Here is a 13,211-nt window from a genome sequence, read left to right as displayed (position 1 = left end):
GAAATCGCGCGGAACCTATGTCTTTTGGTTGATCGTTGCAACTGTCTAAATGGTCTTGTGCGTGAGACTTTTTGACACTTTTCAGCCCGGAATAGAAGGCCCGAACCATGAGTGATTCAAATTTAGACAGCGTGCTCGTATTGATCCCGGCGCGCATGGCCTCCACCCGGCTTCCGGGCAAGCCGCTGGCCGATATTTGCGGTCTGCCGATGATCGTGCAGGTGGCGATGCGCGCCAGGGAGGCAGTCATCGGCCGCGTCGTCGTCGCCGTCGACGACACAAGAGTGTTCGATGCCGTGGCCGCCGCCGGCTTCGAAGTCGTCATGACCCGTGCAGACCATCAATCGGGTTCCGATCGGATCTTTGAGGCGCTGACGAAAGTCGATCCGGAGGGAAGGGCGAAAATCATCGTCAACGTCCAGGGCGATCTGCCGACGATCGATCCGGGAACGGTGCGCGCGGCTTTGCGCCCGCTCGAGAACGAGGCGGTCGATATCGGTACGCTGACGACCGAAATCGACAATGAGGAAGACAAAACCGCGCCGCACATCGTCAAGATCGTCGGCTCGCCGATTTCCGCCAACCGGCTGCACGCGCTCTATTTCACGCGGGCAACCGCGCCTTACGGCCAGGGGCCGCTCTACCATCATATCGGCCTTTATGCCTATCGGCGCGCTGCGCTCGAACGGTTCGTCTCGCTCGGCCCCTCAACGCTCGAAAAGCGCGAATCGCTGGAGCAGCTGCGGGCGCTGGAAGCCGGCATGCGCATCGACGCCGAGATCGTTGACACGGTTCCGCTCGGTGTCGATACTCCCGCCGACCTCGAAAAAGCGCGGTGCATCCTCTCCGCAAAGTCGAACTGACGGAACCATCATGAACATCAAGACCAACAGGATCGCCTTTCAGGGCGAATTCGGCGCCAATTCCGACATGGCCAGCCGCGACATGTTTCCGACCATGGAGCCGCTGCCCTGCCAGACCTTCGAGGACGCTTTCACGGCGGTCGACAACGGCGACGCCGATATCGGGATGATCCCGATCGAGAACACGATCGCAGGGCGCGTCGCCGATATTCACCATTTACTGCCGGAGTCGCGGCTGCACATCATTGGCGAATATTTCATGCCGATCCGCTTCCAGCTGATGGTGCTGCCCGGTGTTACCAAGGACGAGATCCGCACGGTGCACAGCCATATCCACGCGCTCGGCCAGTGCCGCAAGATCGTTCGCGCCAATGGCTGGAAGCCGGTGATCGCCGGCGATACGGCGGGGGCGGCGAAACTCGTGCAGGAAACCGGCGACCGCTCGATGGCCGCCTTGGCGCCACGCCTTGCCGCCGATCTCTACGGGCTTGAGATCATCGCCGAAAATGTCGAGGATACGGAAAACAACGTGACCCGCTTCGTCGTCCTGTCCCGCGACGAGGAATGGGCGCAACGGAATTCGGCGGAAGAAAAGGTCGTCACCACCTTCGTCTTCAACGTCCGCAACATTCCAGCCGCGCTCTACAAGGCGCTCGGCGGCTTTGCCACCAACAACATCAACATGACCAAGCTGGAAAGCTATCAGCTCGGCGGAAAATTCGTGGCGACGCAGTTTTACGCCGATATCGAAGGCCATCCGAACGATCCGAACGTGCGCCGGGCGTTGGAGGAGCTGCGGTTCTTTTCCGAGAAAGTCCGCATCCTCGGCGTCTACACGGGGCATGCGATGCGAGGCCTGCTTTAAACAGCGGGTCCAGGGGTGCAAGTAGACCCCCCTCTGCCCTGCCGGGCATCTCCCCCACAAGGAGGGAGATCACAAGTGGGTTGGCCTTCCTGCTCATCTACCGTTTCGCCATGCTGCAACGCTGATTGCTTGGGAAGCCGGTGCGCCCAGCCAATCTCCCCACCTGTGGGGGAGATGCCCGGCAGGGCAGAGGGGGCGGATGTGGCACGACGAGATTGTGAGACAAAGCCCCCACAATCAGAGCGCCAAAATTCATTTATCCGGCTCACAGACACGCAGCCGATGGCCATCGGGATCGAGCACGACGAAGGTCGGGCCGAAATCCAGTTCGGTCAGTTCCTGGGCGATCGGCAGACCGCGCTGGCGCCAGTCTTCATAATGCCTGGCGACGGCATTTTCTCCTTCGACCATGAACGCCACTTCGCCTCGATTGCCGATGGCGGAGGGCTGCGGCTCGACCTTGCTGCGCCGCCAAAGGCCGAGCGTGAAGCCGCCCTCAAGCGGAAAGGCGACGAAATTCGGCGCTTCCACGGCCGGTTCGCGGTTCAAGAGGTTCCGGTAGAAGCTGGCGCTTTCACCCGGGTCCTTGACGTAAAGAATGATAAGATTGGGGCTGGTCATTTTGGTTCTCCCGTTGTTGTGGAATGGCGCGGCGAGAGATCACCTGCTGACAATGAATGGCAGCAGAGTGCACGGGACGCAGCGATCGCAACGCCCCGTTCTCGTCGGGTGGAATGTTAATAAGGATAGGCACGGCCTAAAGCGGAAAACGGTCCTCGCGGCGCGGGTCGCGTCCGTCGATGAAGCCGAGGTCGCGCTTCCGGTAATCCGGTGTCGCTTCAAGGTCGAGGCCGGTGCGGTCTCCTCTGCGAAATCGGAACATGTTCATGACCAGGTGCAGCAGGCCGGAGCGCGCTGACTGGTGGACATCGGCAAAAGTCTCGGCCGAAATGACATCGGCAAAGGACTCGGCCGCAAAACGGTCGTTGGTGAAATGAATGGCTGGAGGCGTTACCATGATCAGTACTCCTTCCTGGTGGATTGGCACTGATAATAACTCCATCTGCTGACAGTTTATGGCAGCAGCGTTCAGTTCTCCATCGGCACGTCCTGCGTCTCGCGCCATTCCTTGAGGAGCACTGTGCGGCGGCGCGGATAACGCACCTCGTGCAAGGCCATGTCGATGATGCGATCGGTACGGAAATGGCGGAAATCCTGGCGCAGTTCGCACCAGGCCATGAGGACGCGCACATGCTCGTAATAGCCGAGCCCGAAGGGCCAGACGCGGCGGCGCGAGATACGGCCCTGCTCGTCGCCATAATGCAGTTCGAGGATACGCTCCAGGCGGATCGCCCTGCGGATGGCCGAAACGTCAGCCTTGTCCTCGTCCCTGCGTTTGGGACCGACGAAAAGTGCCGCCGAATCGATCATCTCGCGCATGTCGGCCGGCAGCACGGCGGCAATCTTGGCCAGTGCATCGGCGCCGGCGCCGGCAAGGCGCGGCTCGGCGGCGCGGGCCACCCAGCGCGAGCCGAGCACCAATGCCTCCAGCTCTTCTTCGGAAAACATCATCGGCGGCAGCATGAAGCCGGGCTTCAGCACGTAGCCGATGCCGGCTTCACCTTCGATCATCGCGCCCTGGGCCTGCAGGCTGGCAATATCGCGATAGAGCGTCCGCAGGCTCACCCCGGTCTCTTGTGCCAGCACCGTGCCGGTCACCGGCCGCCGGTAACGCCGGAGCGTCTGGAGCAGCGTCAGCAGCCGTTCCGAGCGGGCGACCGGCATGGCGCTACCGCTTCCACTCCACCCAATCACGCATCAGGCGGTGGGCGATCGCCCCTTTCGGTGGCGAGGCCCTGCCTGTCGCGCTCGGGCGTTCCAGCATCTCGATCGTTTCCTCGCGGGTGAACCAACGGCAATCCTCCAGCTCGGTCTCGTCGCGGCTGATTTCGGTGGATTTCGCCTCGGCGTAACAGCCGATCATCAGCGAATGCGGCATCGGCCAGGGCTGTGAGGCGTGGTAACGGATACGGCCGGTGCGGATGCCCGATTCCTCCAGCGTTTCGCGGCGCACGGCGTTCTCGATGGTCTCTCCGGGTTCGACGAAGCCGGCCAAACAGGAGTACATGCCCGGCGCGAAATGCGGGCTTCGGCCGAGCAGGCAGAGATCGCGCTGCTCGTCGACCGTCAGCATGATGACGACGGGGTCGGTGCGCGGGAAGATCACGTGTTCGCAGGCGGCGCAGACACGCTTGTAGCCGCCAATGTGGATCTCCATCGCCGAGCCGCAGCGGCCGCAGAAGCGATTGTCGCCATTCCAGCGGATGAGGCTTGCGGCCTGGGCGAATTCGCCGAGCAACACCTCGTCGATCAGCATTTCGCGAAACAGCGTGCGACCGTCGGCAGGCTTATAGTGGCTGGTGAGGTCGTCGACGTCGATGCCGACGGGAACGGCAAGGCGCGGCTCGCCGGTCTTGCGGTAACCGAGAAGCACGGTCTCGTCCCAATCCGGCTGCAATTCCTGCAGCTCGTAGCGGGCAAAGAGCGGGTCGAGCACCTGGCCGTCATGCTTCAGCACCAGCTTATCCCTGGTGAAGGCGAAGATATGGGTGCCTTCCTTGGCCAGCGCCTTTTCGACGGATTGTTCGTCGCGATGCTCGGAATCGCGGTTGAGATCGTTGGCGGCAAAGGCCGTGAGATTGCTGGGTTCCGGATGCGGCACATCCGAATCGAAAAGCGAATGACTCATGATGACAGGGCTTCCCGCAGCTTCGCTGTAAATTCGTCTCTCTTTCCGTCCTCGTAGGGCTCCGCGCGCCCGAAGCCCCAGACGGGACCCGGCCAGTTGGCATCGCCTTCGAAGCGGGCAATGACATGAACATGAAGCTGGCGGACGATATTGCCAAGAGCCCCGATATTGATTTTTGTCGCGCCGGTGATCTTCTTCAGCGCCTTGGCGACCAGTTCCGTCTCGAAGGCAAGCAGCACCTGGTCGAGCGGCGTCAGCTCAAAGATTTCGGTGATATCAGCCCGGCGCGGCACGAGAATAAGCCAGGGCCAGCGGGCGTCCTTCGACAATCTCAGATCGCAGAGGCCGGTGACCATGATGCTGACGCTGTCATTTTCCAGCCTGGGGTCGAGCACGAAACCGTTCAAAGGGCATTCCTCCTGTCTTTTCCTACGACTAGCAGTTTTTTCGCATGTTGGCTTGCTTTTGATGACGATATTGCCGATATGTGCATCCGGGAGGTTGGTGGTGGACGAGCCACTCGCCAACCGGGTCAGGTCCGGAAGGAAGCAGCCCTAACGAGCCCGGCACGGGTCATCGTGCCAGCCTCCCACCTTCTCTCCACGAAGTGCCCGACGATCCGGGCGACAAGCAGGGCGATGAGCGACACCGAGCGACAATCAAAAGATGCCGCCTCGACGGGCACCGGATACCGAGTGCTGGCTCGCAAATACCGCCCCAAGGATTTCACGGACCTGATGGTCGGCCAGGAGCCGATGGTCCGCACCCTCACCAACGCCTTCGAGACCGGCCGCATCGCGCAAGCCTACATGCTGACCGGCGTGCGCGGCGTCGGCAAGACGACGACGGCGCGCATCCTGGCGCGGGCGCTGAACTACAAAACATCGGAAATCGACAAGCCGACGATCGACCTTCGCACGCCGGGCGAGCACTGCCAGGCGATCATGGAAGGCCGGCATGTCGACGTGATCGAGATGGATGCCGCTTCTCATACCGGTATCGACGATATCCGCGAGATCATCGAGCAGGTGCGTTACCGGCCGGTTTCGGCGCGCTACAAGGTCTATATCATCGACGAAGTGCACATGCTGTCGACACAGGCTTTCAACGGCCTGTTGAAGACATTGGAAGAGCCGCCGGAGCATGTGAAGTTCATCTTCGCCACCACCGAGATCCGCAAGGTGCCGATCACCGTGCTGTCGCGCTGCCAGCGCTTCGATCTGCGCCGCATCAGCGCTTCCGATCTCGTCGGGCTGTTCACGACGATCGCGGCCAAGGAAGGCATCGAGGCGGAAGCCGACGCGCTGGCGATGATCGCGCGTGCGGCCGAAGGCTCGGCGCGCGACGGCCTGTCGCTGCTCGACCAGGCGATCGCTCATGGCGCGGGCGTCGTGCAGGCGGAAGCCGTGCGCGGCATGCTCGGCCTTGCCGATCGCGCCCGGATCGTCGATCTCTTCCAGTATATCGTCAAAGGCGATGTGGCCGCCGCCCTCGGCGAGTTCCAGAACCAATACGAAGCCGGCGCCAATCCGGTGGTGGTGCTGACCGATCTTGCCGATTTCACCCATCTGGTGACGCGGCTGAAATATGTGCCGGATGCGGCAAACGATCCTTCGCTCAGCGAGGTCGAGCGCACCAAGGCGGCGGAATTTGGGAAGAGCGTTGCGGTGACGACGCTGTCGCGCATCTGGCAGATGCTGCTCAAAGGCATTCCGGAAACGGAAGGCTCGTCGCGGACGGCAGGGGCGGCCGAGATGGTGCTGATCCGGCTTGCGCATGCCGCGCATCTGCCGGCGCCCGAGGACGCGGCGCGGCGGCTTGCCGAATTTTCCGGCGACAATGCCGGGACACGGCCCTCCTCCTCGCCGTCCGGCAATGGCGGCGGCAACGGTACACGGGTTCCCTACCAAAGCAGTGTCGCGGCGCGTGCAGCGGAAACCGCACCGAGCCAGCCGCCGTCTTCCGCGCCGGTGGCGATGCTGCGCGCCGTGCCGAGCAGCCAGCCGGAGACCATGCCTGTCGGGCGGATCGAGCCAAAACCGGCGGAAGCATTAAAGCCGCTCGTCCCGGTCAATTCGGTCAATGATATCGTCAACCTCGCCACCGAGAAACGCGATCCGAAGCTGAAGGCGATGGTGCGCACCTTCCTGCGCCCGGTCCGGATCGAAGCCGGCCGGCTCGACGTCAGCCTGGCTCCCGGTGCGCCGACCACACTGCTCAACGAGCTTGCCGTCAAGCTGAAGGAATGGACCGGCATCCATTGGATCGTCAGCCTCAGCCGCGACGAGGGCCAGCCGACGCTTGTCGAAGCGGAGGCCAGGACGCGGGAACAGCATGTGATCGACGCGCGCCAGGACCCTGACGTGGCGGCAATCCTTGCACATTTTCCCGGTGCTAAGATCATCGACGTGCGCGTGCGGGCGCCCGAACCGGAGGAGGAAGGCGAGGCGACGCCACCGGCCGCCGCCGAATCCGAGGAAGGTGACATCCTGCCGGGCGACGACATAGAATTCTGAGGTTTCAAGAAGGAGCGAGACGATGCGCGACATCATGGGCATGATGGGCAAAGTCAAGGAAATGCAGGCCAAGATGGAGCAGATGCAGGCGGAGATCGCCGAGCTCACGGCCGAAGGCAAAGCGGGCGGCGGTCTCGTCGCCGTGGTCATCACGGGCAAAGGCGAGCTGAAGAGCCTGAAGATCGATCCGTCGCTGTTCAAGGAAGACGATGTCGAGATCCTCGAGGACCTGATCGTCGCCGCCCACAAGGACGCCAAGGACAAGGCCGAGGCGCTGGCCGCCGAAAAGACCAAGGCGCTGACGGCAGGCCTGCCGATCCCGCCGGGCTTCAAGCTGCCGTTTTGAGGCGATGAAAAGCTGAACCGCTCTAGGGCGCTTCGCCGGCTTGGAATTCCAGCATGGCCCGAAGCTTGCAGTGAATTGGGGCCGCGAGATATCGCGCCCGATCTGCGCCCTGAAGCCTTCGGCCGAAGGTCTCCATTAGCTCGGGCATCGTAATCTTGTCTCCCGAAAAAGACGTGTATTCCATCGGCATCCCGGGCTCGACCACGCCGCCCCGGATGACGCGGCAATAGATGCCGGGACGGGCGGCGGCAGTGTAACGCTTGACGAATTTCGGATCGGCCATCCTGGCGGCGAAGGTGGCGCAGGGCATACGGCATGCCGTGACCTCGAGGATGAGATCGCCAGCGGCGAAGCGGTCGCCGACGGCGACGTCGCGATTGTCCAGATCTGATATCACCATGTTCTCGCCAAAAGTACCGGCCTCGTAAGGTCGACTCAGCTCCTGCGCCCACCAGTCGAGCGTCAGCGATCCCTCGACATAGACCGCCTGGTCGACGCCGCCATGGTGTTTGCGGTTGCAGATCGCATCGCCGACGAGACCTTCGGCGTCGATCATCACCGCGCCATTGACGGCGTGTTTGAAGATGCCGGTCTTGTAACTCTTGCCCGGTAGTCTTTCCGGATTGCCGGTGCACAGGGCCAGGATTTTCATGGGATGGCCGATCCTTCCACGATTCCGTTTTCGTTCCATATCAGTTAAGAACGGCGCATGGCAAAACGAGTCACCGGACCCGAAATCGAAAAACTCATCCAGCTTCTGGCGAAGGTGCCGGGCCTTGGGCCGCGCTCGGCGCGCCGGGCGGCACTGCATCTGATCAAGAAGAAGGACCAGCTGCTCGGCCCGCTGTCGAATGCGATGGGCGAGGCCTATGACAAGGTGAAGATCTGCTCGCGCTGCGGCAATGTCGATACGGTCGATCCCTGCATTGTCTGCACCGACGCGCAACGCGATCAATCCGTCATCATCGTCGTCGAGGACGTATCGGATCTCTGGGCGCTGGAGCGGGCAGGCGCGATGAACGCCGCCTATCACGTGCTCGGCGGCACGCTGTCGCCGCTCGACGGGGTCGGTCCTGACGATCTCAACATTCGCGGGCTGATCGACCGGGTCGGCGAAGGCGGCATCCGGGAGTTGATCATCGCGGTCAATGCCACGGTCGAGGGACAGACGACGGCGCATTATATCACCGACCAATTGCAGGGGCTCGACGTGAAGATCACGCGGCTGGCGCATGGCGTGCCTGTCGGCGGCGAGCTCGACTATCTCGACGAGGGCACGCTTGCGGCGGCACTTCGAGCGCGGACGGTGATATAGGGAGGCTTGCGTATGTTGCACCACACCCCCCTCTGCCCTGCCGGGCATCTCCCCCACAAGGGGGGAGATCACAAGTGGCTTTGGTTTCCCGCTTCATTGTCAGTTTGCCGCGCAGAAACGTCGACTATCGGCGGAAACCTCCGCGCCCAGCCAATCTCCCCACCAGTGGGGGAGATGCCCGGCAGGGCAGAGGGGGGTGTTCCACGGCGGCTGCGGATATTCGCACTCACATTAGCGGCAGCTCTCCTGCCCCTCTGCTGTTACGCGGCCCCTTCAAAAACCGATGTCGAGGTGCAGTTCGAAAAATGGGTGCAGAGCGACCTCTGGCCGGAGGCGAAGGCGAACGGCATTTCGGAGAGGGTCTTTCAAGCCGCTTTCTCCGGCATCACGCTGAACTGGAACCTGCCCGATCTCGCTCCGCCGGGTTTCCCGCCGCCGAAGGAGCAGAAGCAGACGCAGGCCGAATTTTCCTCGCCCGCTCCCTATTTCAACGAGGACCAGTTGAAGAAGCTTGCCGCAACGGGACGCGGCTTTGCCGCCCAATACGGCTCGACGCTGAAGCGGATCGAAAAAACCTATGGCGTGCCAGGCTCGATCGTGCTTGCCATCTGGGGCCGGGAGACGGGCTTCGGTGCGGCGAAGATCCCGAATTCGGCGATCGAGGTGCTGGCGACCAAGGCCTTCATGTCGACGCGCAAGGAGATGTTCCGCACCGAGTTGGTGGCCGCACTCCATATTCTCGACGGCGGTGACGTCACACCTGCCAACTTCAAGGGTTCGTGGGCGGGCGCACTCGGCCAGCCGCAGTTCATGCCGACGAGCTATCTGAAATATGCCGTGGATTTCGATGGCGACGGTCACCGCAATATCTGGACCTCGGTGCCCGATACGCTCGCCTCGATCGCCAATTACCTGGTCAAGAAAGGCTGGCAGCGCAACCGCGACTGGGGCTTCGAGGTGTTGATACCGGAGGCTGTCTCCTGCGCGCAGGAGGGACCCGATCTGGCAAAGCCGCTGTCGCACTGGGCCTCGCTCGGCATCGACCGCATCTCCGGCAAGGGCTTTCCCTCCGGCGAAATGAAGGCTGAGGGCATGATGCTGGTTCCGGCCGGCCGCGACGGGCCGGAATTCATCGTCACGCCGAATTTCTACATCATCAAGGAATACAATAATTCCGACCTCTACGCGCTCTATATCGGCAATCTTGCCGACCGGATCGCCTATAATGGCGGCGCCTTTGAGGGCAGATGGGGCGATGTCGGCAAGATGCTGCGCTCGGATGTCGCCGCCATGCAGAAGGCGCTGGAACGGCAGGGTTATGATGTCGGCGGTTCCGACGGTCTGCCGGGCTACAAGACGCGGCGTTCGATCGGCCAGTGGCAGGCAAAGAACGGCATGAAGCCGACATGCTTTCCGGAAGCGACGATGAAGGGCAAGCTGAAGTAATCGGCTTTAGAGCGGTTCAGCTTTTCATGGAAACGCTGAACCGCTCTAACCTTTTGTTTTGACGCAATTCCGGACGGAAAACCGCTTCGCACCTTTCCTGGAATTGCTCTAGAGAGTGCGTTTCAGCCCTTCATGGCTGGCAACGAAACCGAGCCTCTCGTAGAAGCGGATCGCATCCTGTCGCGTCTTGTCCGATGTCAGCTGCACCAAGCCGCAGCCGCGCTCGGCGCACTGAGCAATCGCCCATTCGATGAATTGCGCGCCGAGGCCCGAGCCGCGAAGATCCCTTGCCACACGCACGCTTTCGATCTGGCCGCGCCACATACCCGTCCTCGAAAGACCGGGAAGAAAGCTCAGTTGCAGACAGCCGACGACCTGGTCGGCCGCATCGGTCGCGACAGCCAACAGCTGGTTGGCATCCGCCTCGATCGCGGCGAAGGCCGAGAGATAACGTGCATCGACGGGATCGGAGACGATTTCTCTGGCGCCGCCGAGATCGTCATCGCCAAGAAGCCTGACGATGGCGGCAAGATCGGATAAGCGGGCGAGCCTGAAATTATGCATTGACTGTTCTCAATGATGCAGATCGATCGGCGCTTTGTGGAAGACATCGTCACCTGGCGCAATGGCCTGGCGCTCGATCATGCGGTGAACATGAGGCGGGCCTTCGCCGCGATGGAGCGCGCGCAGCCTGTCGATATTTTCGGCATCGGCCTGCGTGCGCCGCTGGTTGTGTCTTATATATTCGACCCATGTCGGCGTATGATAGCTCTCCGTCCACAGCCCCGGATTTTCAAGATCGCGCATCAGCGCCCAATTGCGGGCGCCGTCGCGGATGCGGATGCGGCGGCGCTCGCCCATCAGCGCCATGAATTCCGCAAGGTCGTCGTCGGCAATCTCATAGTCGACCTGGATGACGATCGGGCCGCTGCGCGGCGTGATGTCGAGGCTGAGCGCCGGCGCTGTGAAGCGGTTCAGCGGATCGAGGTTCAGCGAGGCGAAGGCCGGCATCGAAAAACGCAGACCGATCGCGATGCCGAGCAGCATGACGACGGATGACATCAGCAGCGCATCGGCGACGCCGTAGCGATCGGCGGCAATGCCCCACAGCCAGCTGCCGCCGGCAATGCCGCCGAAGGTGACGGTCTGATAAAGCGACAGCGCCCGGCCGACCACCCAGCGCGGCGTCGAAAGCTGGACGATGGTGTTGAACAGCGAAAGTGCGGAGACCCAGCAGGCGCCGGAAACGAGCAGCCCGGCGGAGGTCAAGACGGCGCTCGGGCTCACGGCTGCAATAACCGCGCTCAATGCGAAGCCGGCAAAGGACAGCCGGATGATCATCTCGCTGGAAAGCACCTGGCGAAGCCTCGCATTCAGCACCGCACCGCCAATCGCGCCGATGCCGAAGGCGCCGAGCATGAAACCATAGGTCAGCGGGCCGCCGGCGACGAGATCGAGGGCGACGACCGGCAGCAGCGCCAGGATCGAACTGGCGCCGATGCCGAAGAGCAGCCCCCTGACGAGGACCTTTTCGAGATTGGGCGACATCGAGACATAACGCAGGCCGGCAAAGATGGCGCTGCCGAGTGCCTCTCGCGGCAGGGTCGAGACAGGCGCGGCTGGCCGCCAGCGCAGCAGGGCGTAGATCAGGGCGAGGTAACTCAGCGTGTTCACCGCGAAGGCCGCGGCCGCGCCGGCAGCCGCCACGATGACGCCGCCGATCGCCGGGCCGACGCTGCGGGTGATGTTGAAACCCATGCTGTTCAGCGTGACCGCTGCCGGCAGATCGGCACGCGGCACCATATCGCCGACCGAGGCCTGCCAGGAGGGATTGTTGAGCGCGGTGCCGCAGCCGATCAGGAAGGTGAAGAAGAGCAGCAGCCAAGGCGTGATCCAGCCGAGCAGGGCTGAGGCCGTCAGCAGCGCCGAGACGGTGAGCATTATGCACTGCGCCGTCAGCATGACCCGGCGGCGGTCATAATTGTCGGCCAGCGCACCCGATATCAGCGAAAACAGCATGATCGGCAGCGCCGTCGAGGTCTGCACCAGCGCCACCATGTCCTCCGAGGCGGTGATCGTCGTCATCATCCAGGCCGCACCGACTGCCTGGATCAGGCCGCCGAAATTCGAGGAAAGGCTCGCGAACCAGATGGTGCGGTAGGTATCGTGCCGCAAAGGCGCCAATGTCGACGAAGTGTAGGCCACGATTTCTCCCGCTTTTGTTATTGCGCGCCAGCGGCAATATATGCGCAAGACAGGCGCCGGCCATAGGCCTCATCACGTCGCCGGAAGCGAATTGGCCGAATCGGTCGCAGACCTTGCAATTTCGGAAAAACCCGACTATATGCCTCTCAAATTCTTGATCGCTTGATGAAGAGTGGGCCGCAAGGACCCGCTCTTTTTTATTAGCGCGATCGCCGAAAAAGCATGAAATTGCGAGGAGCGCACCGCTTGTCGGATCTGACAAACGCAGACAATGAACGTGAGCCGCGGCTGATTACCGAAACCGGGCTCGACCAGCGTCTTGCCGATATCATCGAACCCGTTCTCGTCGATCTGGGCTTCCGCCTTATCCGCGTCCGCATGATGAACCAGAACGGTGCGACGATGCAGGTCATGGCCGAACGCAACGACGGCACGATGACGGTTCAGGATTGCGAAGAAGTCTCGATGGCGATTTCTCCCGTCCTCGATGTGGAAGATCCGGTCGATAAAGAGTATCATCTGGAAGTGTCTTCGCCCGGCATCGACCGTCCGATGGTACGGAAATCCGATTTCGTCCGCTGGCAGGGCCACCTTGTGAAATGCGAGACGTCGATCTTGCTCGACAATCGCAAGCGCTTCCGCGGCAAGATCGTCGAGGCAGGCACAGATGGTTTCACGCTCGAGCGTGACCAGGTCGCCTATGGGGAAGAGCAGAAGGTCACTATTCCCTTCACGGCGCTTAGCGATGCGAAGCTCATTCTGACCGACGACCTGATCCGCGACGCGTTGCGCGCCGACAAGCTGGCGAAAGCCCAGGCCGCCAACCAGAACGAAGCGGACGACGAAGAATAACCGATCAACAGACCGCTCCAGGGACGGGAACCCTAGGGTAAAGACGGAGAAACA

Annotated in this window: 15 protein-coding genes and 1 other RNA gene; 8 read left to right on the top strand and 8 right to left on the bottom strand. The window is 62.1% G+C overall.

Going from position 1 to position 13,211, the window contains the following annotated elements; all coding sequences use genetic code 11:
• The first annotated feature begins 107 nt into the window (after positions 1-107).
• Together RWJ89_RS13190 and RWJ89_RS13185 are read left to right on the top strand one after the other, a co-directional pair.
• Complete coding sequence (locus tag RWJ89_RS13190; protein ID WP_316031017.1) at positions 108-863, top strand: 3-deoxy-manno-octulosonate cytidylyltransferase; 756 nt, start codon at positions 108-110, stop codon at positions 861-863.
• Positions 864-873: 10 nt separating this feature from the next.
• Positions 874-1,728, top strand: coding sequence for a prephenate dehydratase (locus RWJ89_RS13185; RefSeq protein ID WP_168338041.1), 855 nt, complete (start codon positions 874-876; stop codon positions 1,726-1,728).
• A gap of 252 nt (positions 1,729-1,980) precedes the next feature.
• Here the strand turns inward: RWJ89_RS13185 and RWJ89_RS13180 are convergent, their stop codons facing one another.
• The 5 genes from RWJ89_RS13180 to RWJ89_RS13160 form a co-directional block, all read right to left on the bottom strand.
• Positions 1,981-2,349: a VOC family protein gene (locus tag RWJ89_RS13180; protein ID WP_003555800.1), complete on the bottom strand. Its 369-nt coding sequence runs from the start codon at positions 2,347-2,349 to the stop codon at positions 1,981-1,983.
• A 136-nt stretch (positions 2,350-2,485) separates the two neighbouring features.
• A complete protein-coding gene (locus RWJ89_RS13175; protein WP_131665375.1) occupies positions 2,486-2,746 on the bottom strand; it encodes a hypothetical protein in 261 nt (86 codons plus the stop codon).
• A 71-nt stretch (positions 2,747-2,817) separates the two neighbouring features.
• Positions 2,818-3,513, bottom strand: coding sequence for a helix-turn-helix transcriptional regulator (locus RWJ89_RS13170; RefSeq protein ID WP_011649958.1), 696 nt, complete (start codon positions 3,511-3,513; stop codon positions 2,818-2,820).
• Positions 3,514-3,517: 4 nt separating this feature from the next.
• Complete coding sequence (gene nudC / locus RWJ89_RS13165) at positions 3,518-4,477, bottom strand: NAD(+) diphosphatase (RefSeq protein WP_131665376.1); 960 nt, start codon at positions 4,475-4,477, stop codon at positions 3,518-3,520.
• Complete coding sequence (locus RWJ89_RS13160) at positions 4,474-4,884, bottom strand: HIT domain-containing protein (protein ID WP_131640071.1); 411 nt, start codon at positions 4,882-4,884, stop codon at positions 4,474-4,476. The genes nudC and RWJ89_RS13160 overlap by 4 nt, the downstream gene beginning before the upstream one ends.
• An 89-nt stretch (positions 4,885-4,973) precedes the next feature.
• Between RWJ89_RS13160 and ffs the strand changes: the two genes are divergently transcribed.
• The 3 genes from ffs to RWJ89_RS13145 all read left to right on the top strand — a co-directional run bounded on the left by ffs (position 4,974) and on the right by RWJ89_RS13145 (position 7,339).
• Positions 4,974-5,070: signal recognition particle sRNA small type (ffs, locus tag RWJ89_RS13155), an RNA gene on the top strand.
• A gap of 45 nt (positions 5,071-5,115) precedes the next feature.
• Complete coding sequence (locus tag RWJ89_RS13150) at positions 5,116-6,993, top strand: DNA polymerase III subunit gamma/tau (RefSeq protein ID WP_131665377.1); 1,878 nt, start codon at positions 5,116-5,118, stop codon at positions 6,991-6,993.
• A gap of 22 nt (positions 6,994-7,015) precedes the next feature.
• Positions 7,016-7,339: a YbaB/EbfC family nucleoid-associated protein gene (locus RWJ89_RS13145; protein WP_003544342.1), complete on the top strand. Its 324-nt coding sequence runs from the start codon at positions 7,016-7,018 to the stop codon at positions 7,337-7,339.
• Between the two features lie 22 nt (positions 7,340-7,361).
• Here RWJ89_RS13145 and RWJ89_RS13140 read toward each other — a convergent pair whose 3' ends face one another.
• On the bottom strand, positions 7,362-7,991 hold the full coding sequence (locus RWJ89_RS13140; protein ID WP_131665378.1) for an MOSC domain-containing protein: 630 nt from the start codon (positions 7,989-7,991) through the stop codon (positions 7,362-7,364).
• Positions 7,992-8,048: 57 nt separating this feature from the next.
• On the opposite strand from RWJ89_RS13140, the gene recR reads away from it, so the two are divergent.
• On the top strand, positions 8,049-8,654 hold the full coding sequence (gene recR, locus RWJ89_RS13135; RefSeq protein WP_077977148.1) for a recombination mediator RecR: 606 nt from the start codon (positions 8,049-8,051) through the stop codon (positions 8,652-8,654).
• A 174-nt stretch (positions 8,655-8,828) separates the two neighbouring features.
• Entirely contained in the window at positions 8,829-10,100 is a 1,272-nt protein-coding gene (locus RWJ89_RS13130; protein WP_316031016.1) for a lytic murein transglycosylase, read from the top strand.
• 108 nt (positions 10,101-10,208) lie between these two features.
• Here the strand turns inward: RWJ89_RS13130 and RWJ89_RS13125 are convergent, their stop codons facing one another.
• Together RWJ89_RS13125 and RWJ89_RS13120 are read right to left on the bottom strand one after the other, a co-directional pair.
• The gene (locus RWJ89_RS13125; protein ID WP_168283226.1) at positions 10,209-10,664 is read right to left on the bottom strand and encodes a GNAT family N-acetyltransferase; all 456 of its coding nucleotides are present in this window, start codon (positions 10,662-10,664) and stop codon (positions 10,209-10,211) included.
• Positions 10,665-10,673: 9 nt separating this feature from the next.
• Complete coding sequence (locus RWJ89_RS13120) at positions 10,674-12,353, bottom strand: MFS transporter (protein ID WP_316031015.1); 1,680 nt, start codon at positions 12,351-12,353, stop codon at positions 10,674-10,676.
• Between the two features lie 198 nt (positions 12,354-12,551).
• Here RWJ89_RS13120 and rimP point away from each other — a divergent pair, with 198 nt between their 5' ends.
• Positions 12,552-13,157: a ribosome maturation factor RimP gene (gene rimP, locus RWJ89_RS13115; protein WP_316031014.1), complete on the top strand. Its 606-nt coding sequence runs from the start codon at positions 12,552-12,554 to the stop codon at positions 13,155-13,157.
• The last annotated feature ends 54 nt before the right edge of the window (positions 13,158-13,211 follow it).

It is taken from the genome of Rhizobium sp. 10PS4 (genome assembly GCF_032464805.1).
Lineage (GTDB): Bacteria > Pseudomonadota > Alphaproteobacteria > Rhizobiales > Rhizobiaceae > Rhizobium > Rhizobium laguerreae.
The sequence above is the reverse complement of the archived record's forward strand: the minus strand, read 5'-3'. Positions and strand labels throughout refer to the sequence as shown.